This window comes from Amycolatopsis samaneae (assembly GCF_039541975.1).
Lineage (GTDB): Bacteria > Actinomycetota > Actinomycetes > Mycobacteriales > Pseudonocardiaceae > Amycolatopsis > Amycolatopsis samaneae.
Genome location: NZ_BAABHG010000001.1, coordinates 769058 through 792034, shown reverse-complemented (window position 1 = coordinate 792034; position 22977 = coordinate 769058). Strand labels below are relative to the sequence as shown.

At 68.9% G+C, this 22977-nt stretch carries 21 protein-coding genes; 14 read left to right on the top strand and 7 right to left on the bottom strand.

Annotation, left to right across the window (positions count from 1 at the left end; genetic code table 11):
• Nucleotides 1-256: 256 nt before the first annotated feature.
• From ABD987_RS03390 to ABD987_RS03380, 3 genes are read right to left on the bottom strand one after another with little or no spacing between them, the layout of a single operon-like run.
• Entirely contained in the window at nt 257-904 is a 648-nt protein-coding gene (locus ABD987_RS03390) for an acetoacetate decarboxylase family protein (protein ID WP_345386717.1), read from the bottom strand.
• Nucleotides 891-1736, bottom strand: a complete 846-nt coding sequence (locus tag ABD987_RS03385) for an enoyl-CoA hydratase-related protein (RefSeq protein ID WP_345386715.1) — start codon at nt 1734-1736, stop codon at nt 891-893. The genes ABD987_RS03390 and ABD987_RS03385 overlap by 14 nt, the downstream gene beginning before the upstream one ends.
• Nucleotides 1737-1796: 60 nt before the next feature.
• Nucleotides 1797-3194 carry a hypothetical protein gene (locus ABD987_RS03380; RefSeq protein ID WP_345386713.1) on the bottom strand — a complete coding sequence of 466 codons (1398 nt, stop codon included), beginning with the start codon at nt 3192-3194 and terminating at the stop codon, nt 1797-1799.
• Between the two features lie 161 nt (nt 3195-3355).
• Between ABD987_RS03380 and ABD987_RS03375 the strand changes: the two genes are divergently transcribed.
• The 9 genes from ABD987_RS03375 to ABD987_RS03335 all read left to right on the top strand — a co-directional run bounded on the left by ABD987_RS03375 (nt 3356) and on the right by ABD987_RS03335 (nt 13650).
• The gene (locus ABD987_RS03375; protein ID WP_345386711.1) at nt 3356-4147 is read left to right on the top strand and encodes a TIGR03084 family metal-binding protein; all 792 of its coding nucleotides are present in this window, start codon (nt 3356-3358) and stop codon (nt 4145-4147) included.
• 76 nt (nt 4148-4223) lie between these two features.
• The gene (locus ABD987_RS03370) at nt 4224-5918 is read left to right on the top strand and encodes an acyclic terpene utilization AtuA family protein (RefSeq protein WP_345386709.1); all 1695 of its coding nucleotides are present in this window, start codon (nt 4224-4226) and stop codon (nt 5916-5918) included.
• Nucleotides 5915-7066: an acyl-CoA dehydrogenase family protein gene (locus tag ABD987_RS03365; RefSeq protein WP_345386707.1), complete on the top strand. Its 1152-nt coding sequence runs from the start codon at nt 5915-5917 to the stop codon at nt 7064-7066. The genes ABD987_RS03370 and ABD987_RS03365 overlap by 4 nt, the downstream gene beginning before the upstream one ends.
• Nucleotides 7063-8661 (top strand): acyl-CoA carboxylase subunit beta, encoded by a 1599-nt coding sequence (locus ABD987_RS03360; RefSeq protein WP_345386705.1) that lies wholly within the window; start codon nt 7063-7065, stop codon nt 8659-8661. The genes ABD987_RS03365 and ABD987_RS03360 overlap by 4 nt, the downstream gene beginning before the upstream one ends.
• Before the next feature lie 16 nt (nt 8662-8677).
• Nucleotides 8678-10669, top strand: coding sequence for an acetyl/propionyl/methylcrotonyl-CoA carboxylase subunit alpha (locus tag ABD987_RS03355; protein ID WP_345386703.1), 1992 nt, complete (start codon nt 8678-8680; stop codon nt 10667-10669).
• Between the two features lie 2 nt (nt 10670-10671).
• Complete coding sequence (locus ABD987_RS03350; RefSeq protein ID WP_345386820.1) at nt 10672-11829, top strand: acyl-CoA dehydrogenase family protein; 1158 nt, start codon at nt 10672-10674, stop codon at nt 11827-11829.
• A 9-nt stretch (nt 11830-11838) separates the two neighbouring features.
• Complete coding sequence (locus ABD987_RS03345; protein WP_345386701.1) at nt 11839-12675, top strand: SDR family oxidoreductase; 837 nt, start codon at nt 11839-11841, stop codon at nt 12673-12675.
• The gene (locus ABD987_RS03340) at nt 12675-13361 is read left to right on the top strand and encodes a TetR/AcrR family transcriptional regulator (RefSeq protein ID WP_345386699.1); all 687 of its coding nucleotides are present in this window, start codon (nt 12675-12677) and stop codon (nt 13359-13361) included. Before ABD987_RS03345 ends, ABD987_RS03340 begins: the two co-directional genes overlap by 1 nt.
• A gap of 25 nt (nt 13362-13386) precedes the next feature.
• Nucleotides 13387-13650, top strand: coding sequence for a hypothetical protein (locus tag ABD987_RS03335; protein ID WP_345386697.1), 264 nt, complete (start codon nt 13387-13389; stop codon nt 13648-13650).
• A 115-nt stretch (nt 13651-13765) separates the two neighbouring features.
• Here ABD987_RS03335 and ABD987_RS03330 read toward each other — a convergent pair whose 3' ends face one another.
• Entirely contained in the window at nt 13766-14194 is a 429-nt protein-coding gene (locus ABD987_RS03330; RefSeq protein WP_345386695.1) for a MarR family winged helix-turn-helix transcriptional regulator, read from the bottom strand.
• 89 nt (nt 14195-14283) lie between these two features.
• Between ABD987_RS03330 and ABD987_RS03325 the strand changes: the two genes are divergently transcribed.
• From ABD987_RS03325 to ABD987_RS03305, 5 genes are all read left to right on the top strand, one after another.
• Complete coding sequence (locus ABD987_RS03325; RefSeq protein WP_345386693.1) at nt 14284-15021, top strand: SDR family oxidoreductase; 738 nt, start codon at nt 14284-14286, stop codon at nt 15019-15021.
• A 418-nt stretch (nt 15022-15439) separates the two neighbouring features.
• Nucleotides 15440-17857, top strand: a complete 2418-nt coding sequence (locus tag ABD987_RS03320; RefSeq protein WP_345386691.1) for a sensor histidine kinase — start codon at nt 15440-15442, stop codon at nt 17855-17857.
• Nucleotides 17858-17919: 62 nt separating this feature from the next.
• Complete coding sequence (locus ABD987_RS03315) at nt 17920-18345, top strand: roadblock/LC7 domain-containing protein (RefSeq protein ID WP_345386689.1); 426 nt, start codon at nt 17920-17922, stop codon at nt 18343-18345.
• A 76-nt stretch (nt 18346-18421) separates the two neighbouring features.
• Nucleotides 18422-18793 (top strand): DUF742 domain-containing protein, encoded by a 372-nt coding sequence (locus ABD987_RS03310; protein WP_345386687.1) that lies wholly within the window; start codon nt 18422-18424, stop codon nt 18791-18793.
• A 16-nt stretch (nt 18794-18809) separates the two neighbouring features.
• Nucleotides 18810-19364: a GTP-binding protein gene (locus ABD987_RS03305; RefSeq protein ID WP_345386685.1), complete on the top strand. Its 555-nt coding sequence runs from the start codon at nt 18810-18812 to the stop codon at nt 19362-19364.
• Between the two features lie 25 nt (nt 19365-19389).
• Here the strand turns inward: ABD987_RS03305 and ABD987_RS03300 are convergent, their stop codons facing one another.
• From ABD987_RS03300 to ABD987_RS03290, 3 genes are all read right to left on the bottom strand, one after another.
• Nucleotides 19390-20037: a LysE family translocator gene (locus tag ABD987_RS03300; protein WP_345386683.1), complete on the bottom strand. Its 648-nt coding sequence runs from the start codon at nt 20035-20037 to the stop codon at nt 19390-19392.
• Nucleotides 20038-20139: 102 nt separating this feature from the next.
• Nucleotides 20140-21510: a tryptophanase gene (locus ABD987_RS03295; protein ID WP_345386818.1), complete on the bottom strand. Its 1371-nt coding sequence runs from the start codon at nt 21508-21510 to the stop codon at nt 20140-20142.
• Nucleotides 21511-21533: 23 nt separating this feature from the next.
• Complete coding sequence (locus ABD987_RS03290; protein ID WP_345386681.1) at nt 21534-22811, bottom strand: tryptophan dimethylallyltransferase family protein; 1278 nt, start codon at nt 22809-22811, stop codon at nt 21534-21536.
• Nucleotides 22812-22977: the final 166 nt, after the last annotated feature.

The window sequence follows — 22977 nt, the reverse complement described above, 5'->3', positions numbered from 1 at the left end:
CCAAGGGCGCGTCGGATCGGCGCATCGTCCCCCGGACGAAGCGCTGCTGGTCGGGCAAAGCGTTGTCCGGCAATGCTCCTGGTGCGAACTCTCCAGGGAGAGCGCTGCTGGGCGTCACCGGCTCCCAGAGACTACATGTAGGGGTTGGGGGCCGCACGTGCCCCAATGGGTGGCGTGTCGCGCACTCACCCTGGCGGGTTAGGTGATCACGCAGAGCGCCCTGATCACCGGTCTGCGGGACACTCGGCGGAGGTCGTCAGCCGCCGAATCGCAGTGCGAAACCGGTCAGCTTCGCACTGGCCGCGGGACGGCGCCCGCTGAGGTGGCCGAGCGGGCCCTCGGGGTTGATCTGCCAGTCCGAGGAGGCCAGCCGGGCGCGCGCCTTCGAGACCACCGGGCTGCGCTTGGGGCGGCCGTCGAGGGTCTGGACGACTTCGAAGGCCGCGGGCACGGCGAGGGGGAGGCCGAGACGTGGGGTGAACGCGGCGGTCGCGATCCAGTCGTCTCCGGTCGCCGCGGTCGCGGTGAACGCGTGGCCGCCGGTGAACTCGAACGCGGCGAGGTCCTTCGGGATGCCCCACAACGCGCGGCCACCGGCCAGTGACGTCTCGCTGTCGACCCAGATGGCGGTGATCGACGCGGCCGCGCGGCGGCCGTGCACGGCGACCGTGGCGAGCAGTTCGTGGTAGCTCAGCTGACCCGGCGGCCGGTAGTCGATCCACGCGGTGACGACCGTCGCGTGCCCGCGCCAGACGAGCGGGCGGGCACCTTCGGGCAGCGCCGGTATCTCATCGAGTGGGACGCGCCAGACGGACAGCCAGGCGTCCCCGGCGAGGTGCCACGGCTCGGGCGGGTAATCCGCCGACGTACTTTTTCCCGCGGCGGCGGCATCAGATGGAGTCATGGAGCCAGGGCAGGTAGTCGGGGAGGTCCCTGTCGACACGCATGGTGAACTCCGGCGGGCGTTTCTGCAGGAACGACACGACACCCTCGACGGCGTCGGAGCTCTTGCCGAGGCCGCCGATCAGCCGGGAGTCGAGTTCGTGCACGGGGAACGGGGACGGCGCGCTCGCCATGCGGTACAGCAGCTGGCGGGTGACCGCGACCGAGACCGGCGCGGTGGTGGCGATGATCTCCCGCGCGAGCGCGTACGCCTCTTCGAGCACGGTGTCCGCCGGGTACAGCCGGTGCACGAGCCCGGCGGAGAGCGCTTCCGCCGCGTCGACGAGGCGACCGCTGATCATCCAGTCGAGTGCGGTGCCCATGCCGACGAGCCGGGGGAGGAACCACGCGGACGCGCCCTCGGGGTAGATCCCCCGCCGGGTGAACACGAACCCGAACCGCGCGTCCTCGGCGGCGAGCCGGTAGTCGCACGAAAGCGTGATGGTGATCCCGCCGCCGACGGCCGCGCCGCGCAGGGCGGCGATGACCGGTTTGTGCATCGTGAAGATCCGCTTGGAACACCGCCCGGCGGGTTCCTGCCACGCGGCGTCCGGTCCGGACTCGGGGTCGAAGTCGAAGCCGCCCTGGGAAAGGTCCGCGCCCACCGAGAAGTCCCTGCCCGCGCCGGTGAGGACCACGACCCGGACCTCCTCGTCGCGGTCGGCCCTGTCCATCGCGTCGCCGAGTTCGTCGGCCATCCGGATCGTGTAGCCGTTGCGGGCCTCCGGACGGTTCAGTGTCACGGTGGCGATCCGCTCGGCGACCGCGTAGGTGATGTCGGCGTAGTCGGCCATATCCGTGACGGTAAGCCAGATCACCACTACTGGCAAGGTGTCAATAGTGTTCGGCCGGTCTCAGCGTCGCCCAACCGGGTTTCGCCAGCCGGGGCGGACAGTCGCCGGGCCTCCGCGATGCAAGGCCACGACGAGCGCCCGCCCGTCCCGGGCGTGATGTTCGATGATTTCCATGATTCGTTCGGTTGTCGTGCCGCGGGAACCCGCCCAGCCGCCGCGGAACAATGTCAGGAACTCTGTATTGCTCATATAGGGTGGCTGAAAAGTGCTCTCCCTGTTTCGCTTTTTGTCGGTATCGAGCCCGATGGCGAGCTTTCCGGACGCTGTGGTGTACTGATCGTGGGAGAGAAGAAGTTCCATCAGTTCCGCGGGAATATGCATCCCAGGCATGAGGTCGTAACTGTGCGGAAGGTAGTCGACGCTGCGTACGAACTTGAAGTATCCGGGGTTGGGAGCGAGACGAAAGTCCCAGGGGCTCGATGGATCGCCGGGCTTTGGTTCATCCGGGTTTCCGTCGTCCGGCAGGAGACTTCGCATCGCCTTCAGTTGTTTTCTGAGGTTGTGGTCTTCGGTGTATTTCCACCCCTGGCCCGAGTTGTGCATTCGCTTATATTGTACAAGAATGAAGCTCTCTGTCTCGTGTCGATAGTAGATCAGGTCGACGCCTGACGCGGTCTCCGCTGGGCTGGTGTCGATGTTGGCGACAGTGAGTTCTCCGATATCTGGATGATGGAATACTGTGCTGTTCGCTGTCGGTCCGTCTACTGATGTGAGCCCGTCGAAGTGCGACATCTCGACGCGGAGAAGGCTTCGCTCGTCGCTATTGCTCTCAAGGAGGCTCCGGGAAGCCGATGTCAAAAAGGGTGTGCCCGCAGAAATGTCGACATTTCGCAGTAGGACTCTGTCGATACCCGCGATCTCAAAGGTTGTAGCCAGTGCGTCGCGTTCTTCGGCTCGCTGTACGCGCTCTGTCTGTGGTATGTTGTCGTATTTTCCTTCCTGGAGTACTGTCGAAATTTTCGAGTCGATGCCGGAATTCAGCGCGCGCAGGGATTGTATGAGATTCTCGCTGCTTTTGACGGGAAGGCTTCCTGGGTCCTCTAGTCCCTTGCATAGGCGGTCGTATTGATTTCCGTGGAGCAAGTCGCCAAACCTGGCCACGGTGATCTTGCGTTCCTGTACTTGCCAGTCTATGTCGAATATTCGGTAGACAACTTTTTCGTGCAGGTTTCGCAGCTTCCTTTCGAGCGTCATAATGGCGAATGCGACAACTTCGCTTTCGCGAATTGGTGAGTTCTTCTTGCGTTCTATTACGACAGCCAGCGCGCGTGATGGTATGCCGGGATCTGATTCGATCGTCTCGGTATAACCGTCTTCTCGGCTGCACTGTAATCTGCTTACGTCACCCTTGGTCAAGTGCTCGATAAACAGGGGGACGAATTGCTGACTGTGTGACACGGCCTCCCCTTCGCGTGTGCGGCCGCCGGTATTCGCGAGGTGCCGCCGCTGGAAACCTAGCAGAGTGTGCGCCAGGTCATACTCGGTGTGTAAAACAATCAGGCGTGCTTGATTTTTCCGACGGCCGGTGCGAGCCTTGGCGGGACGCAAGGAGGCGGGCGATGGCGGACCTCGGCGTGATCCTCGGTGATCTCGCGGCGGAAACACGGACGATCGACGACGTGGTGGCCGGGCTGCCCGCGTCGGACTGGGCGCGGCCGACCCCGGCGAAAGGCTGGACGGTCGCGCACCAGATCGCGCATCTGGCCTGGACCGACCGGAAGTCGCTGATCTCGGCGGCGCATCCGGAGGACTGGCAGGCCGAGGTTGAAAAGCTGCTCCAGGTCGGCGAAGACTACGTCGACGCGGGTGCGGCCGAGGGGGCGGAGAAGCCACCCCGGCGGCTGCTCGAAGACTGGCGCGCGGGCCGCGCCGCACTCGCGGAGGCGCTGGCGGCGGTGCCCGAAGGGCGGAAGCTGCCCTGGTACGGCCCGCCGATGAGCGCGGCTTCGATGGCCACCGCCCGGATGATGGAGACCTGGGCACACGGCCAGGACATCTTCGACGCGTTCGGCATGGTCCGCGAACCGACCCCGCGGCTGTGGCACATCTCCCGGATCGGGACGCGCACCCGCGACTTCGCGTTCAAGCTGCACTCGCTGGCTCCGCCTGCCGAGGAGTTCCGGGTCGAACTGGCCGCGCCGGACGGGTCGACCTGGGCGTTCGGGCCGGAGGACGCCGAGCAGCGGCTCACCGGCAGCGCGGTGGACTTCTGCCTGCTCGTCACGCAGCGGCGGCACCGCGACGACACGGATCTCGTCGCCACCGGGGACGGCGTCGACGAGTGGCTGGGCATCGCGCAGGCGTTCGCCGGGCCGCCCGGGGCCGGACGCGAACCGGGACAGTTTTCATGAGTGAAGCTTGCGAACGAATCATGGATGTCATGCGCCACAAGGGATTCAACACTGTCTCGCGAAGCGAGGCGATCGCATGAATGCGGACGTGCTGCGGATCGGGAACGCCTCGGGGTTCTACGGCGACCGGTTCTCCGCCGTGCGCGAGATGCTCACCGGCGGTCCGCTGGACGTGTTGACCGGGGACTACCTCGCCGAGCTGACCATGCTCATCCTCGGCCGGGACCGGTTGAAGGACCCGAACCGCGGCTACGCCAAGACGTTCCTGCGTCAGATGGAGGAAAACCTCGCGCTGGCCAGGGAAAAGGGCGTCAAGATCGTCGCCAACGCGGGCGGGCTGAACCCGGCTGGGCTCGCCGACGCGCTGCGTGAGCTGGCCGCGAAACTCGGTGTCGACGTGTCGATCGCGCACGTCGAGGGTGACGATCTCATCGCGCGGGCCGAGGAGCTGAATCTCGGAAAGCCCTTGACCGCCAACGCCTATCTCGGCGCGTGGGGGATCGCGGAGTGCCTGAAGGCCGGTGCCGACGTCGTGGTGACCGGGCGGGTCACCGACGCCTCGGTGATCGTCGGGCCCGCCGCCGCGCACTTCGGCTGGGCCCGTGACGACTACGACGCGCTCGCGGGCGCGGTCGCCGCCGGGCACGTCATCGAATGCGGGACCCAGGCCACCGGCGGGAACTACGCCTTCTTCACCGAGCACGCCATCGGCGTCCCCGGCTTCCCTATCGCCGAGATCGAGGCCGACGGCTCCAGTGTCATCACCAAGCACCCCGGCACCGGCGGTGTGGTGAACGTCGGCACCGTCACCGCGCAGCTGCTCTACGAGATCACCGGCGCCCGCTACGCCGGGCCGGACGTCACCACCCGCTTCGACACGCTGAGCCTTACCGAGGACGGGCCGGACCGGGTGCGGATCGGCGGGGCGCGCGGCGAGGCGCCGCCGCCCACGCTCAAGGTGTGCCTCAACAGTCTCGGCGGGTTCCGCAACGAGACGACGTTCGTCCTCACCGGACTGGACATCGAGGCGAAGGCCGCGCTGGTCAGGGACCAGCTGGAGGGCGCGCTCAAGAAGCGGCCCGCCGAGGTGAAGTGGACGCTCGCGCGCACCGAGCACCCGGACGCGGACACCGAGCAGCGGGCGAGCGCGCTGCTGCACGTCGCGGTCAAGGACGCCGACCCGAAGGTGGCGGGCCGGGCCTTCACCGGCGCCGCGATCGAGCTCGCGCTGGCCAGCTATCCCGGCTTCCACGTCACCGGGCCGCCTTCGGACGCCTCGCCGTACGGGCTCTACACAGCGTCCTATGTGGACGCGAAAGAGGTGCCGCACGTCGCGGTGCTGCCGGACGGATCGCGGGTGGACATCGCGCCCGCCTCCGAGACGCTCACTCTGTCCGAAGTGGACGAGCCAGGACTACCCGAGCGGCTGCCGGACGGGCCGGTGCGCCGCGCCCCGCTGGGCCGGGTGCTCGGCGCGCGCAGCGGGGACAAGGGCGGCAACGCCAACCTCGGTGTCTGGGTGCGGTCCGAAGAAGCGTGGCGGTGGCTGGCACACCGCCTGACCGTGCACGAGTTCCGCCTGCTGCTGCCCGAAACCGCGGACCTGCCGGTGACCCGGCACCTGCTGCCGAACCTGTGGGCGATCAACTTCGTCGTCGAGGGGATCCTCGGCGAGGGCGTCGCGTCGCAGGCGCGGTTCGACCCGCAGGCCAAGGCGTTCGGCGAATGGCTGCGGTCACGGGAGATCGACATTCCGGAGGCGCTGCTGTGACCCTCGATCCTTTTCGGACCCCCGAGCGCGACGAGCTGCGCCGGACCGTGCGCGCGTTCGTCGAGCGGGAGGTCCTGCCGCGTCTCGACGGCTGGGAACGCGACGGCGAACTGCCGCGCGAACTGCACCGGAAGGCCGGAGAGCTCGGCCTGCTCGGCGTCTCCTTCCCGGAGTCCGCCGGCGGTGGCGACGGCAACTACCTCGACTCGCTCGTCGTGGCCGAGGAGATGCACTACGCCGGTGGTTCGGGTGGTTTGTTCGCGTCCCTGTTCACCTGTGGCATCGCGGTCCCGCACATCGCCGAGGCCGCGGACCCGGTGCAGATCGAGCGCTGGGTCCGGCCGACACTGGCCGGGGAGAAGATCGGCTCGCTCGCGGTGACCGAACCGGACGGTGGTTCCGACGTCGCGGGCATCCGCACCAGCGCGGTCCGCGAAGGCGACGAGTACGTCATCAACGGAGCCAAGACCTTCATCACCTCGGGCTGCCGCGCGGACTTCGTGACCACCGTCGTGCGCACCGGTGGCGAGGGCGCGCACGGCCTTTCGCTCATCGTCGTCGAGCGTGGGACACCGGGTTTCACCGTGTCGCGCAAGCTGGACAAGATGGGCTGGCTCTGCTCGGACACCGCGGAACTGTCCTATGCGGACGTCCGGGTCCCGGTGGAGAACCGGATCGGCGCGGAGAACAGCGGATTCGCCCAGGTGGCCACCCAGTTCGTCGTCGAACGGCTCTCCCTGGCGGTGCAGGCCTACGCACACGCGCAGCGGGCGCTGGACCTGACGCTGGACTGGTGCCGGATGCGCGAGACGTTCGGGCGGCCGCTGATCTCGCGGCAGCTCGTCCAGCACAAGCTCACCGAGATGGCGCGGAAGATCGATGTCGCCAGGACCTACACGCGGCAGACCGCCGTGCGGCACGTTTCCGGCGAGGAGGTCATCGCCGAGGCCTGCTTCGCCAAGAATACCGCGGTCGAGGCAGCGGAGCAGGTGGTGCACGAGGCGGTCCAGCTGCACGGCGGGCTCGGTTACATGCGGGAGTCCGAAGTGGAACGGCACTACCGCGACGTCCGCATCCTCGGCATCGGCGGCGGCACTACGGAAATCCTCACCGGCCTCGCCGCGAAGCGATTGGGGTACACCGCATGACGACCTTGCGTTCCACAGTGGACACACGAACCGGCGAGTTCGCGGCCAACCGCGAAGCGATGCTGGAAAAACTCGCCGAGCTCGAAGCCGAGCAGGCGAAGGCGGTGGCGGGCGGCGGCGAGAAGTACGTCGAGCGGCACCGCAGGCGCGGCAAGCTCCTGGCGCGCGAGCGGGTCGAACTGCTGCTGGACGAGGACTCGCCGTTCCTGGAGCTGTCCCCGCTCGCGGCGTGGGGCTCGGACTACCGGGTCGGCGCCAGCCTGGTGACCGGGATCGGTGTCGTGGAGGGCGTCGAGTGCATGATCTCGGCGAGCGATCCGACGGTGAAGGGCGGCACCAGCAATCCCTGGACCGCCAAGAAGAGCTACCGGGCGGCGGACATCGCCGCGCAGAACCGGCTGCCGACGATCAACCTCGTCGAGTCCGGCGGCGCGGACCTGCCCACCCAGAAGGAGATCTTCATCCCCGGCGGCCGGATCTTCCGCGACATCACGCGGGCCTCGGCCGCGGGCTGCCCGACGGTCGCGCTGGTGTTCGGCAACTCGACGGCGGGTGGTGCCTACCTGCCGGGCATGTCCGACTACGTCGTGATGGTCAAGGAACGCGCGAAGGTGTTCCTCGGCGGGCCGCCGCTGGTCAAGATGGCCACCGGCGAGGAGTCCGACGACGAGTCGCTGGGCGGTGCCGAGATGCACGCCCGTACCTCCGGGCTCGCCGACTACCTCGCCCATGACGAGGCCGACGCGATCCGCCTCGGCCGTAACATCATCAAGCGGCTCAACTGGACGAAGCGCGGCCCGACGCCGAAACCGGACTACGCCGAGCCGGTCCACGACACCGAAGACCTGCTCGGCATCGTGCCCACCGACCTCAAGGTCCCGTTCGATCCGCGCGAGGTGATCGCCCGCGTCGTCGACGGTTCGGACTTCGACGAGTTCAAGGCGCTGTACGGATCGAGCCTGGTCACCGGATGGGCGAGCATCCACGGGTACCCGGTCGGGATCCTCGCGAACGCGCAGGGTGTGCTGTTCAGCGAGGAGTCGCAGAAGGCCGCGCAGTTCATCCAGCTGGCCAACCAGATCGACACCCCGCTGCTGTTCCTGCACAACACCACCGGCTACATGGTCGGCAAGGAGTACGAGCAGGGTGGCATCATCAAGCATGGCGCGATGATGATCAACGCGGTGTCGAACTCGAAGGTGCCGCACCTGTCCGTCCTCATGGGAGCGTCCTACGGTGCCGGGCACTACGGGATGTGCGGGCGGGCCTACGATCCGCGGTTCCTCTTCGCCTGGCCGAGCGCGAAGTCCGCGGTGATGGGCGGGGCGCAGCTGGCCGGTGTGCTGTCCATCGTGGCCCGCGCGGCCGCGGAGAACCGCGGCCAGGAGTACAACGAGGACAACGACAAGGCCATGCGCGCGATGGTGGAGGGACAGATCGAGGCGGAGTCGCTGCCGATGTTCCTGTCCGGCATGCTCTACGACGACGGCATCATCGATCCCCGTGACACCCGGACCGCGCTCGGGCTCAGTCTTTCCGCGATCCACAACGGACCTGTGCAGGGCGCCGAGGGCTTCGGCGTCTTCCGGATGTAAAGGGCGGCGCTGAAAAGTGATCCAGAACCTGCTGGTCGCCAACCGCGGCGAGATCGCCCGCCGCGTGTTCCGCACCTGCCGCGACGCCGGCATCGGCACCGTCGCGGTGTTCTCCGACGCCGACGCCGGGACACCGCACGCGACCGAGGCCGACGTCGCCGTCCACCTGCCGGGCAACGCCCCCGCCGAGACATACCTGCGGGCGGAACTGCTCGTCAAGGCCGCCGCGGACAGTGGCGCGGACGCGATCCACCCCGGGTACGGCTTCCTCTCCGAGAACGCCGCGTTCGCCCGCGCCGTCCTCGACGCGGGGCTGACCTGGGTCGGGCCGCCGCCAGGGGCCATCGCGACGATGGGCTCCAAAGTGGAGTCGAAACGCGTCGTGGCCGCCGCCGGGGTGCCCGTCCTGTCCGAACTGGACCCGGCCGAGATCACCGAAGACGATCTTCCCGTGCTGGTCAAGGCGTCCGCGGGCGGTGGCGGACGCGGCATGCGGGTGGTCCGGAAACTGGACGAGCTGGCCGAAGCCGTCGAGAGCGCCCGCGCCGAGGCCAGGTCGGCCTTCGGGGATTCGACCGTCTTCTGCGAACGGTACCTGGAGACCGGGCGGCACATCGAGGTCCAGGTGCTCGCCGACGCACACGGCACGGTGTGGGCGCTGGGGGAGCGGGAGTGCTCGATCCAGCGCCGGCACCAGAAGGTTGTCGAGGAGGCGCCTTCGCCGTTCGTGGACGCCACGATGCGCGGGGAACTGTTCGACGCGGCCCGCAGGGCGGCGAAGGCGGTCGACTACGTCGGTGCCGGGACGGTCGAGTTCCTCGCCGGTCCGGACGGCCGGTTCTACTTCCTGGAGATGAACACCCGGCTGCAGGTGGAGCACCCGGTGACCGAATGCGTCACCGGCACCGACCTCGTCGCGCTGCAACTGCGCGTCGCCGAGGGAGCCCGGCTGCCCGCCGATCCGCCGCCGGCCACCGGCCACGCCATCGAGGTCCGGTTGTACGCCGAAGACCCGGCCGCGGGCTGGCAGCCGCAGAGCGGCACCCTGCACCGGTTCGAACTGTCCGATGTGGACCGCCAGTTCGAGGCACTCTTTACCGCCGAGAACGCATCAGCGCAGTTCACGCACGGGCCCGGGCTGCGGCTCGACTCCGGCTTCGTGAGCGGCTCCGTCGTCGGCGTGCACTACGACCCGATGCTCGCCAAGGTGATCGCCTGGGCCCCGGACCGCGCCTCGGCGGCCCGGCGGCTGGCGAAGGCACTGGAAGGCGCGAAGATCCACGGCGTGGTCACCAACCGCGACCTGCTGGTGAACATCCTGCGGCACGAGGCGTTCCTCGCCGGGGAGACCGACACGGCGTTCTTCGATCGGCACGGTCTCGACGTCCTCGCGAAACCACTGGCCACAGTGGACACCGAACGGCTGTCCGCACTCGCCGCGGCACTGGCGGACGCGGCGGGCAACCGGGCCGCCGCGACGACGCTCGGGCGGCTGCCCAGCGGCTGGCGCAACGTCCGTTCGGCGGGGCAGCGTAAGCGATTCTTCGCCGGGGACGACGAGTACGAGGTCGTCTACACGCTGACCAGGGACGGCCTGCGTGCCGAGGGATACGACGACGTCGCGCTCGTCAGTGCCGAACCCGGCCACGTGGTGCTGGACGTCGCGGGGGTGCGGCGTGCCTTCGACGTCGCCCGGTACGACGGAACGTCCTGTGTGGATTCCGCGCTGGGTCCGGTCACGCTCACGGTCGCGCCGCGCTTCGCCGACCCGGACGCGGCGCTGGCGGCGGGCTCGCTCGTCGCGCCGATGCCGGGCACGGTGGTGCGGCTGGGTGCCCGGGTCGGGGACACCGTGGCGGCGGGCGATCCGTTGCTGTGGCTGGAGGCGATGAAGATGGAACACCGGATCGCCGCGCCCGCCGACGGGGTGGTGACCGAACTTCCGGTGACGGTCGGACAACAGGTCGAAGTGGGCACGGTGCTGGCAGTGGTGGGAGACGAAGCATGACGATGAACTTCACCGAACCCGAGGAGCGGACCCAGCTCCGCGCGGCGGTGGCGGAACTGGGAAAGAAGTACGGCGGCGAGTACTACCTGAAGCAGGCCCGCGCCGGCGCCAAGACCGACGAGCTGTGGCAGGAGGCGGGCCGCCTCGGCTATCTCGGCGTCAACCTGCCCGAGGAGTACGGCGGCGGGGGCGCCGGCATCGCCGATCTCGCCGCGGTGCTGGAGGAACTGGCCGCGGCGGGCTGCCCGCTGCTGCTCATGGTGGTGTCCCCGGCCATCTGCGGCACGGTGATTTCCCGCTTCGGCACCGAGGAGCAGAAGAAGACGTGGCTGCCCGGGATCGCCGACGGCAGCAGGCGGATGGTCTTCGCGATCACCGAACCGGACGCCGGGTCGAACTCCCACCGGATCACCACCACCGCCAAACGCGACGGCGACGGCTGGATCCTCAGCGGCCGCAAGGTGTTCATCTCCGGCGTCGACGAGGCCGACGCGGTGCTCGTGGTCGGGCGCACCGAGGACGCGAAGACCGGCAAGCTCAAGCCCGCGCTGTTCATCCTCCCCACGGACGCGCCCGGGTTCGAGTACACGAAGATCCCGATGGACATCGTGGCGCCGGAGAACCAGTTCTCGCTGTTCCTCGACGACGTCCACCTGCCCGCCGAGGCGCTGGTCGGCGACGAGGACGCGGCGATCGCGCAGTTGTTCGCCGGGCTCAACCCGGAACGCATCATGGGCGCGTCGTTCTCCCTCGGCATCACCCGCTACGCGCTGGACAAGGCGGTGGGCTACGCCAACCAGCGGCAGGTCTGGGGCGTGCCGATCGGGTCCCACCAGGGTCTCGCGCATCCGCTCGCCGAGATCAAGGTCGAGCTGGAGCTGGCGAAGCTGATGACGCAGAAGGCCGCGACGCTGTACGACTCCGGCGACGACTTCGGCGCGGGGGAGTCGGCGAACATGGCGAAGTACGCCGCCGCCGAGGCCGCGATCCACGCCGTGGACCAGGCCGTGCAGACCCACGGTGGCAACGGGCTGGCCACCGAGTACGGGCTGGGCACGCTGCTCACGTCCGTGCGGCTGGGCCGGATCGCCCCGGTTTCGCGAGAGATGGTGCTCAACTTCGTCGGCCAGCACAGCCTCGGCCTTCCCAAGTCCTATTAGGAGGAAGCCGTGTCCACTTTGGCCGGCAAGACCATCATCATGTCCGGCGGCAGCCGGGGCATCGGCGAGGCCATCGCGCTGCGCGCGGCCCGTGACGGCGCGAACGTCGCGCTGCTGGCGAAGACCGCCGAACCGCACCCGAAACTGCCCGGCACGATCCACACCGCGGCCAGGGCGATCGAGGAGGCGGGCGGGCACGCGTTGCCCATCGTCGGCGACGTCCGCGACGACGACGACGGCGTCGCGGCGGCGGTGGCGAAGACCGCCGAGCAGTTCGGCGGGATCGACATCGTGGTGAACAACGCGAGCGCGATCGATCTGACCCCGACCGAGTCCGTCAACATGAAGCGCTACGACCTCATGCAGGACATCAACGCGCGCGGCACCTTCCTGCTCTCGAAGCTGGCCATCCCGCACCTGCGCGCGGCGGCGAACCCGCACGTGCTCACGCTGTCGCCGCCGATCAGCCTCGACGAGAAGTGGTTCACCGCCGGGCACCTGGCCTACAGCATCGCCAAGTACTCGATGAGCCTGGTGACCGTGGGCCTGGCGGCGGAGCTGCGCGAGGACGGCATCGCGGCGAACTCGCTGTGGCCGCGCACCACCATCGACACCGCCGCGATCCGCAACGTCGTCGGTGCCGAACTGGCCTCGCGCAGCCGGACGCCGGAGATCATGGCCGACGCCGCGTACGTGGTCCTGACCAAACCGAGCCGCGAGGTGACCGGAAACTTCTTTCTCGACGACGAGGTGCTGGCCGCCGAGGGCGTCACCGACTTCGCGAAGTACCGGGTCGGCGGGTCGGAGGCGGACCTGCAGCTCGACTTCTGGGTCGAGCCGTCCTGATGCTGCGGGAGCCCCAGCGCGAGGCACCGCGCGAACCCCAGCAGGAGCGCAGCCGGACGACGCGGCGTCGGCTGGTCGAGGCCGCCGTAGGCTGCCTGGCCGAGCGGGGCTGGAACGGCGTCACCGTCGGCGTGATCGCCGAACGGGCCGGTGTCTCCCGCGGCGCGGCGCAACACCACTTCCGGACCAGGGAGGACCTGGTCACCGCCGCGGTGGAGACGCTGGGCGAGGCGCAGATCGACGAGCTGCGCGCCCAGGCCGCCGACGTGCCCGAAGGGGCATCGCGGTTCCAGCACGTCGTCGACATGGTGCTGAACATCTACACCGGGGCGATGTTCCGCGCCGCGCTCCAGCTGTGGGTGGTGGCCTCCACCGACGAGGCGCTGCGCGCGATCCTGGTGCCGCTGGAGGCGAGGGTCGGCCGGGAGGCGCACCGGGTGACCGTCGAGCTGCTCGGCGTCGACGAGTCGCGGCCCGGCGTCCGGGAACTGGTCCAGGCCACTCTCGACCTCGGGCGCGGGCTCGGCCTGGCGAACCTGCTGACCGACGACACCCGCAGGCGCCGCCGCGTCGCCCGGGAATGGGCACACACCCTGGAGGAGAAGCTGGCCGGAACCGGACCGCTCCCCGAAACGTCCGAGAAAATGGCTAACACCAATGGCCCAACGGGCGATAACTCAGGGTAAGTGCCACACGAGGAAGGTCAGTCCGGTGTCCGGATCTGGGGAAACAGTCGAGCTCACCCACCGCGCGATCGCGATGTTGAAGGCGGTGGCAGCCGGACGGGCGATGATGTCCTGTAGCTGCGAGCCGGACCTGTTCATCGACGGTTTCGCCTGCTGCGATCAGATGACCGCGCACGCGCTGGCCCGCGCCGGGTACATCCGCCCGGCGGCCGAGGCCGCGACCGGCGCGGTGCCCGCCGCGCTCACCGAGGCCGGCGAGGCCGCCATCACGGTCCAGGCCGCGGCCTGACCTTCCGCTTTCCCGCGCGCGGGCGTGTCCCGAACGACGCGTACGAGACGTTGAGCGTCCCGAACGGAGCGTTCGGGACATCGCCGACGCGCCTCGGCCGTTTCGACGGCTCCGGCTAGCCGCGCAGCGTTTCCGCGGCGGCCCTGGCGAATCCGGCGAGTTCGCCGCGCCGGTCGGCGGGCCAGGAGCCCAGGTGATCGGCGACGGCCGTGCCGACCGCGTCACGGAACCGGGTCACCACTTCCCGCCCCCGCTCGGTGAGGAAGACCCTGAGCACCCGGCGGTCCCGGGCGTCCGGTTCCCGGCGGACCAGACCACGGCGTTCGAGACGATCGACGAGCCCGGTGACGTTGGTCTTGTCGCAGTACAGCAGGCTCGCCAGCTCGCCGTGCGTGCGTTCGCCCGTCTCCACCATGGTCAGCAGCTGGGCCTGCTGGGACGTCAGCCCCAGCCCCTTGCACAGCTCGCCCTTGATGCCTTCGAGCACGCAGCTCAGCCGGAGCAGGGCATCGGTGAGGTCGTGGTCGTCGCGAGTGGGGGGCACGAGAGTGAGTCTACCCGAACAGTTGACACCCTCGACTATATAGTCGATAGTACCAACTATCGAGGTCATCGACTACTGGGGGACGGATCATGCTTTCCACCGCATCGGGCAAGGTCGCGATCGTCACCGGCGGTTCGCGGGGGATCGGCAGGGCGACGGCCCTGCGTCTCGCGGACGCCGGGGTGAGGGTGATCGTCAACTACCAGCGCGCCGCCGACGCCGCCGCCGAGGTGGTGGCGGCCATCGAGGGGGCGGGCGGGGAAGCGGTCGCCGCGCGGGCGGACGCCGCGGACGCCACGCAGTTGCGCGCGCTGTTCGACGTCGCGGAGCAGCGCTTCGGTGGTTTGGACATCTTCGTGCACAACGCCGCCGGCTACGTCGGCGGCCCGATCGCCGACGCCGCCGACGCGGACTACGAGCAGGTGTTCGCGCTCAACAGCCGGGCGACCTTCCTGGCGCTGCGCACCGCGGCGAGCCGGGTCCGCGACGGCGGGCGGCTGATCTTCGTGTCCTCCGTGGCGACCCGGATGAGCCCGTCCGGCAACGGCCTGTACGCGGCCAGCAAGTCCGCCGGTGAACAGCTCGTCCGCGTGTTCGCGCGGGAGATGGGGCCGCGCGGGGTGACCGTCAACAGCGTGCTGCCCGGTCCCACCGACACCGAGGGTTTCGCCGCCTCCGCGGCGCCGGTGGCCTGGCTCGCCGAGCGGACGCCGCTCGGCCGGATCGGAAAACCCGAGGACATCGCCGAGGTCGTCGGCTTCCTGGCGTCCGAGCGGGCCCGCTGGGTCACCGGGCAGAGCATCGCGGTGGACGGCGGCCTGAGCTGATCGCCGTAAGCGCTTTCCGGGGCACCCCGGGCGTTCGGGGGCCCGGCCTGGTCCGGTGATACCGCCGGACTTCCGCACCGCGACCCGCCGGATGGAGCAACAGTGATTTGGGCCTCACTCGTTCAGCCCATTCGTTTGGGGCCGTACTTTTCTGTTCAGCTTCGGTACCACCGGAAACGCGGGCGCCACCAGGACAGGGATTGTCGGCGGAGGCCTTCGTCCGCAGGCCCAGCGCGGGAACCGGACCACCACCGCCCCGTGGATCATGATAAAAATCGGGCCCCCGATCTGTTCCGTGGCAAGGCGAAGGGTGAGGCGAGAGTCGTGACAACGGCAGCCCTCGTCCGCCGTGGTGCCCGGATTCCCCGGCCGCGCACCGACTTTTCGCCGACCGTGACTCAGGAGTTCGTGAGCCTTCGTGCAGAGTAAAGATGAGTCCGGCAAGGCGGATGAATCCGGCAAGGCGTATGACAAGTCGATCCGCAAGAGGCTGACCCGCACCGTCCTTATTCCCAGTGTCACGCTGCTGGTGCTGTGGACCGCGGTCTCCTCGTACTTCTTCATCAACGGCCTGTACGTGCGGCTGGTCGCGGTGTCCGTGCGCGAGGTGTCGATCCCCGCGGTCACCGCGTTGTCCGCGCTGCAACAGGAACGCCAGTCGGCCCTGCGCTACCTGGACACGCCCGCCGCCGGTCTGTCGCGGTTGCAGACGCAGCAGAAGAGCACCGACGAGAAGCTGGACGGCCTGCGCTCGGCGCTGGACGCGGCCATCTCCACCGCGCCCGACGAGATCGCCACGAAGGTCACCGCGCTGAAGCGGCAGTTCGAGCAGCTGCCGGTGGTGCGCTCGCAGGTCGGTTTCCGCAGCATCGACCGCGCCCAGGTCAACGGCTACTACAACGGGGTGCTGGACACCGCGGCGAACCTGTTCGACACCCAGGCCCGCGTGGTGCCCGACGCCACGGCGGTGCAGGGCGCGATCTCGGCGACCTCGGTGTTCCGCTCCGCCGACCTGATGTCGCGCGAGACCTCGCTGGTGTCCTCGGCGTTCGCGGCGGGCACCTTCGCCCCCGACGACTTCCTCCAGTTCAGCCAGCTGACCGGGTTCTACCGGACCCAGCTGAGCCAGATCGCGCCGTTCCTCGAACCGGACATGCGCGACCGGTACCAGGCGCTGATCGCCAGTGACGCCTGGAAACGCTTGGAGAACAACGAAAACCTCCTGGTCAAGCACGGCCCGTGGACACGCGGCGAGCAGAACTCCGTGCCGGTCACCGAAGCCGACTGGGACGCCGTCACCGCACAGGTGTCGCGCTCGCTCACCGAGCTGACCATCGGGCAGGCCGACAAGGTCTCGGCCGCGGCGATCGACTCGGGGAACGCCCAGCTGCGCAACGCGATCATCGGCAGTGTGGTCGCGCTGCTCGCCTCGCTCGCGGCGATCATCGTCGCGGTCCGGGTGTCCCGCTCGCTGGTCGACCGCGCGCTGATGACGCGTCTCGAACGCCTCCGCGCCGACTCGCTCGACCTCGCCCGCAACCGGCTGCCGGGCATCGTGGACCGGCTCAAGAACGGGGAGCCCGTCGACCTGAACGACGAGCTGCCCCGTCTCGACCACGGCCGGGACGAGATCGGCCAGGTGGCCGAGGCGTTCAACGTCGCGCAGCTGACCGCCGTCAACGCGGCGGCGAGCGAGGCCAAGGCCCGCAGCGGTGTGCACAACGTGTTCCTCGGCATCGCGCACCGCAACCAGGTCCTGGTTCACCGGCAGCTCCAGATCCTCGACGAGATGGAGAGCCGCGAGGAGAACTCGACCCAGCTGGCCTCGCTGTTCCAGCTGGACCACCTCGCCGCGCGGGCTCGCCGCACCACCGAGAACCTGATCATCCTCGGCGGCAAGCAGCCCGGCCGCCGGTGGCGCAAGCCGGTTTCCCTGATCGAGGTCCTGCGCGCCGCGGTGTCGGAAACCGAGCAGTACTCCCGGGTCCAGGTGGACCAGGTCGCCGACGTGGCGATCGTCGGGTCGGCCGTCGCGGACACGATTCACCTGATCGCCGAGCTGGTCGACAACGCCACGTCGTTCTCGCCGCCCGGTTCCCCGGTCGAGGTGACCAGCCGGGAGGTCGCGCGCGGCGTCGTGGTCGACGTCTCCGACCAGGGGCTGGGCATGAAGGAGGGCATCCGGGAGTGGGCCAACGCGATGATGGCCGAAGCCCCCGAGTTCGACGCGATGGCGCTGCGCGCGGACTCCAGCCTCGGCCTGTTCGTGGTGGCACGTCTGGCTTCCCGGCTGGGCATCACCGTCACGTTCGACGTGTCGCGGTACGGCGGTACCCGGGCCACGGTGCTCGTCCCCACCCGGCACCTGGCCGGGGAGCAGCGGGGGGAGCAGGCCGAGGAGGACCCGCGGAGCGGACCGACGCAGGAGGACACCGTGGTCGTCGAGCCGGTGGGCGCCCCGAGCCCGGTGCCGAGGGCACGCGGGCGGCACGCCAGCGAATCGCATTCGTTCACCGGGCAGATCCCGGTGGTGGGGGAGGGCAAGCCGCGGCCGTATCCGGCACGCGCGCTGACCCCGTCCGACAGCGTCCCGGACGTGCCCGTCGCCGAGCCGCCGGAAACCGCCGTCCCGGTCGCCGCCGAAGCGGAGCCGGTCGACGACCGGCCCCGGCTGCCCCGCCGCGAGCCGCAGCAGAATCTCGTCGCCCAGTTGCAGGACGACCCCGACGAGGGCGGCCTGTTCGCCGGGAACGGCTCCGGGGAGGCGACGGCGCGCACGTTGACCGCCTTCCACAAGGGAAGCCGCCGGGGCCGTGCCGAACCCGGCGACGAGTGAGCGGTGCGAGCACCCGAAGTCCACAGAGGAACGTCCACAGAGGAAAGTCAAGGTCTGTTCGCATGAATGAGCACGGGAACTCCAAACCCGATCTCAACTGGCTTCTCGACGACGTCGTCAGCCGTGTCGTCGGCGTGCAGAACGCCATCGTGCTGTCCGCCGACGGGCTGCTGATGGGCAAGTCGGCGGGGATGAGCAAGGACGACTCGGACCAGCTCTCGGCAATCGCGTCGAGCCTGCAGAGCCTGGCCAAGGGGGTGAGCAGGCAGTTCAACCGCGGGCAGGTGCTGCAGAACATGATCGAGATGGAGCGTGGCTACTTCTTCGTCTCCGCCGCCGGGCACGGTGCCTGTCTCGCCGTGCTCGCCGGGGAGAACACCGACGTCGAGATGATCGCCTACGAGATGAGCCGTCTGGTGAAACGGGTCGGCGACTACCTGACCATCGGTCCCCGCGAGACCGCGACGGTGCTTCGGGAGGCCACGTGAGCGACGCTTGCGAGCGAACCATGGATGTCATGCGCCTAAAAGGATTCAACACTGTCTCGCGGAGCGAGGCGATCGCATGAGTGGCGAGATCAGCTGGTACGACGAGGCCGCCGGGCCGCTGGTGCGGCCTTACACCATCACCAGCGGCCGGACCCCGGCCGAGCACGCGCGGCTCGACCTGTCCACCCAGGTGATGACGCTGAAGTCCGCGCAGGAACCGGTGGGGCTGGGCCCCGAGCACAGCACCATCGTGCGGCTGTGCCGCGATCCGCTGTCGGTCGCCGAGATCGCGGCCTTCGTGAAGCTGCCGCTCGGTGTCGTCCGGGTGCTCTGCGGTGACCTGATCGAACGCGGGCTCGTCCTCACCCGTTCCCCGTCCCGGCAGCCGTTGCAGGCGCCCGACCACGAGACTCTCCAGGCGGTGCTCGATGGACTCATCAAGCTCTGAGGGCACGGGGATGGACATGATCCCCGACCCGGTCAAGATCATCGTGGCCGGCGGGTTCGGCGCGGGGAAGACCACTTTGGTCGGCTCCGTCAGCGAAATCCCGCCGCTGTCCACCGAAGAGGTGCTGACCGAGGCCAGTGACGGCGTCGACGACCTGTCCGGGCTGGACCGCAAGAAGACCACCACGGTCGCGCTCGACTTCGGCCGCATCACCATCTCCACGCGGCATGTGCTGTACCTGTTCGGCACCCCGGGCCAGGAGCGTTTCTGGTTCATGTGGGACGACTTGGCGCGCGGCGCGATCGGCACCATCGTGCTGGTGGACACCCGGCGGCTGGAGTCCAGTTTCGCCGCGATCGACTTCTTCGAACGCCGGAAGATCCCGTTCATCGTCGCGGTGAACTGCTTCGACGGCGCGCCGCGTTACAGCGCCGACGAGGTCCGTGAGGCGCTCGTCGTCCCGGACCGGGTGCCGATCGTGATGTGCGACGCCCGCGACCGCGACTCCAGCAAGATCGTGCTGATTCGGCTGGTGAAGCACGCGATGGCCGCGTCCCCGGTGCGTGCCTAGGGCGTTTCCCGGAAGTCCCGCCCGGTCACACCCGTGCCCGGGCGGGCACCTCCTTGGCCAGCAGCACCGCGACCGCGCCCAGCAGGGTGCCGGTGATCCGCCGCTGCCACACCGCCCAGGAGGGCCGGCGGGCGATCAGGGACGCGACCGCGCCCGCGGCGACCACGATCGTCGCGTTGACCGCCATGCTCACGGTGAACTGCACACCGCCGAGCACGAATCCCTGCGCCGTGGTGTGCCCCCGGCCCGGGTCGACGAACTGGGGGATCAGCGCCAGGTACATGATCGCGGCCTTGGGGTTGAGCAGGTTGGTGAGCAGTCCCATCCGGAACAGCCGCCCGGCGGAGTCCCGTGCCAGCGCCCGCGGTTCGAACAGCCCGCGCCCGCCCGGCCTCAGCGCCTGCCAGGCCAGGTAGCCGAGGTACCCGGCGCCCGCCGCCTTGAATCCCATGTAGAGCCACGGCACGGCGACGAACACCACGGCGAGGCCGAGGTTCGCCATCGTCATGTACACCAGGAATCCCACCGCGGTCCCGGTGAGCGAGAGCAGGCCCGCCATCCGTCCCTGGCTGATGCTGCGGGAGACCAGGTACACCATGTTCGGTCCCGGGGTCAGCACCATGCCCAACGCCGTCAACGCCATGCCCGCCGCGGCGGTCGCCGAAATCACCACCCCGACACCGTGGCCGGTCGGCCCGTTTCCCGTCCATAGCCACCTTCGCACAACTGGACTGCCACGCTTCGTGTGGCGGTCCAGCCGTGCGGGTGCGGGTGGTCAGGCGGGGGCCATCCGCAGGTTGAAGTGGCGCAGGATCTTCGGCGCGTCGACGATCCGGTAGCCGGGCACGCTTTCCGGGTTCTTCGCGATGTCGGCGAGCACGTCGGTGACGTAGTCGTAGTGGGCCTGGCTGTAGACCCGGCGCGGCAGGGCGATCCGGACCAGTTCGAACGGCGCGGGTGTCACCAGTTCGTTGTCCTCGTCCAGGGTGCCGAGGTAGAGCGAACCCAGTTCGACGCACCGGATCCCGCCCTGGAGGTAGAGCTCGCAGGCCAGTGAGTGGCCGGGGAACCGGCTCGCCGGGATGTGCGGCAGCAGCCGGCCGGCGTTGAGGTAGAGCGCGTGGATCCCGGCCGGGCGCACGATGTCGACGCCCGCCTCGGCCGCCCGGTCGGCCAGGCGGGCGGCGTCGGCGGCGCGGGCGGCGAGGTAGTTCGGGTCCAGCACCTCGTGCACGCCCCTGGCGACGCGGTCCAGGTCGTGGGCGCCGAGCCCGCCGTAGGTCCGGAACCCCTCGGTGGCGATGAGGTTCGTTTCACAGCGTTGCGCCAGTTCGGGGTCGTTCAGCCCGATGAAGGCGCCCATCGGGGAGATGCCGTCCTTCTTGAGACTGGCGACGCAGCCGTCGACGAGACCGAACGCCTCTTCGGCGACCTCGCGCGGGGTCTTGTCCCGGTAACCGCTTTCTCGCTGGACGACCAGCCAGGCGTTTTCGGCGAACCGCGCGGCGTCGAGGAAGATCGGCACGCCGTGCGCGCGGCACAGCCTGCTCGCCGCGGCGAGGTTCGCCATCGACACCGGCTGCCCGCCGCCGCCGTTGTTGGTGATGGTGAGCAGCACCATGCCGACGCGCTCCCGCTCCGGGCCGGTCAGCAGCCGTTCCACCGCGTCGAGGTCGATGTTGCCCTTGAAGGGTTCGGAGCTGTCCAGATCGCCGAACTCCGCGCACGGCAGGTCCCGCGCCTCGGCGCCGAGCAGTTCGACGTTCGCCCGCGTCGTGTCGAAGTGCGTGTTGCTCAGCGAGATCTTGCCCGCTTCGAGCACGCTCGAGAACAGGATGCGTTCCGCGGCCCGGCCCTGGTGCACCGGCAGGATGTGCGGGTAGCGCGTCAGCTCGCTCAGCGCGGCGCGGAACCGGTGGAAGGAGTCGGAGCCGGCGTAGGAGCGGTCCGCGGCCGTCGCGGCGGCCTCCTGCGCGGCCGAGACCGCGCCCGTGCCCGAGTCGGTGAGCAAGTCGATGGTGACCATGTTGGCCGGCAGGTTGAACGCGTTGTACCCGGCGGCGGCGAGCGCGCGTTCCCGCTCCGCGCGGGTGGTGATCGGGATTTCGGTGACGACCTGGGCGCGATAGGGCGGGAAGGTGCGCAATGCGGTTTCCTTTGGCAACGTTGTCATCGCAACTCGCTGAGCAGAGTGCGTTTACCGGCGGGCATGACCTGATAAGCCTCGGAGGACAGATAGATGGTTATTCCGGAACCGAGGTCTCCCAAACGCAGTGAAACGTGCGCGATCAGGCCGACGCCGTTTCGTAATGGACGGTCCGCGACCGCCGCGATGGCTTCGTCCAGTATCGCGCCGTCGAGATCGTACTGTGCCATGATGGCGAGGACCCTGGCTCGGGCGACCTCGTCGTCGGGCACGTAACTGCGAATGGGGAGATAGAGGCTGTAATTGCTGGGTCTGCCCTCGTCCCCTTCGACGAAGGAATAGCTTGAAATGAGCGGGCGGCCCTCGAACGGGCCTTTTCCACCGCCGAGGACGGCGCAGAATTCGCGGATGTGCAACGGGTCGACGCCGGGCACGAGCGCCGCGGCCCGCTCGACGTCGGCGCACTCGGCGTCCTCGTGCGACACGTACACCTTGACCCGCGACAGCGGGCCGCGGTCGAGGTCGAGCGCGAAGAAGGAGAAGTTGTCCAGTTCGCCGCGCGGGAGCGCGTGCTGGATCACCGGGTCGAACGCGGCCTCGATTCCGAGCCGCCGAAAACCCTCGTTGACCAGTGAATCGGCCATCGTCGCGCCGCTGATCTGCGGATTGAGGTACACCTTGATCTTGGGATCGCGGCCAGGCCGGAAGATCAGCGAGTACCACATCGTGAACGGGCCCTGTCGCTCCTCGTGCGGGAGGAACAGGTCGGTGACGGCGTCCAGCCTGCGGGTGTCGAGCCGGTAGGGTTCCGCGACGTTCTGGAGGAACTCGACCGGTGTTCGCGCGCCGACGCTTTCCCCGAGTACCCGGACCGCGTATTCGCCGGTCGCGTCGAAAGCGAGTGAGAATTCCACTGGAGTCGTGTCGTCGGCCACGTTCGATTTCCATCGTGGTGGCGCCGCGAGACTGTTCTCCCCGGCCGCTCCGAGCATGCTTTCGAGCAGTTCCAGAGGCCGCCGGTCGTTTCCGTCGAAACCGGCTACCCGGCAGAGCCGATCGAGTTGTCCGCCGATGTGTTCGTACAGTGACAAATCCGTTGTCGACACACCCGCTGCTGCCATGGTAGTGCGCTCACCGCTCATTCGTGCTGTCGGCCCGGATCGCGTCATCGAGACCCGGTGGCGCGGTTTCAAGGTCAGCACGAAGGTTAAACGGTGCATTCTCCTCGGCGCTACCCCCGCGGCGAGGACGTCGGCATGATCACGTGGTTCCCCAGCGTGTGTCCCGCCCGGCGGATTCACCTGAACATCATCTGGACAGAATGCCGAACTGTCGCTAGTGGACCCGGCGGCCCGCGCCGTGGGGCCCGGTCGTGCACGCACGGTGTCCACTGTGGCCCGTGATCTTCGCCGTGACTGTGATCAAGAACACGTGGCCGCCGTGCATGGCGTGCCGGGCGACACGCCA

What these genes read in the sequence shown, in the direction of transcription:
- ABD987_RS03305 (WP_345386685.1), top strand. Translation starts at nt 18,810, where the DNA reads ATGATCCCCGACCCGGTCAAGATCATCGTGGCCGGCGGGTTCGGCGCG.
- ABD987_RS03325 (WP_345386693.1), top strand. Translation starts at nt 14,284, where the DNA reads ATGCTTTCCACCGCATCGGGCAAGGTCGCGATCGTCACCGGCGGTTCG.
- ABD987_RS03390 (WP_345386717.1), bottom strand. Translation starts at nt 904, where the DNA reads ATGACTCCATCTGATGCCGCCGCCGCGGGAAAAAGTACGTCGGCGGAT.
- ABD987_RS03370 (WP_345386709.1), top strand. Translation starts at nt 4,224, where the DNA reads ATGAATGCGGACGTGCTGCGGATCGGGAACGCCTCGGGGTTCTACGGC.
- ABD987_RS03375 (WP_345386711.1), top strand. Translation starts at nt 3,356, where the DNA reads ATGGCGGACCTCGGCGTGATCCTCGGTGATCTCGCGGCGGAAACACGG.
- ABD987_RS03385 (WP_345386715.1), bottom strand. Translation starts at nt 1,736, where the DNA reads ATGGCCGACTACGCCGACATCACCTACGCGGTCGCCGAGCGGATCGCC.
- ABD987_RS03350 (WP_345386820.1), top strand. Translation starts at nt 10,672, where the DNA reads ATGAACTTCACCGAACCCGAGGAGCGGACCCAGCTCCGCGCGGCGGTG.
- ABD987_RS03310 (WP_345386687.1), top strand. Translation starts at nt 18,422, where the DNA reads ATGAGTGGCGAGATCAGCTGGTACGACGAGGCCGCCGGGCCGCTGGTG.
- ABD987_RS03360 (WP_345386705.1), top strand. Translation starts at nt 7,063, where the DNA reads ATGACGACCTTGCGTTCCACAGTGGACACACGAACCGGCGAGTTCGCG.
- ABD987_RS03315 (WP_345386689.1), top strand. Translation starts at nt 17,920, where the DNA reads ATGAATGAGCACGGGAACTCCAAACCCGATCTCAACTGGCTTCTCGAC.
- ABD987_RS03340 (WP_345386699.1), top strand. Translation starts at nt 12,675, where the DNA reads ATGCTGCGGGAGCCCCAGCGCGAGGCACCGCGCGAACCCCAGCAGGAG.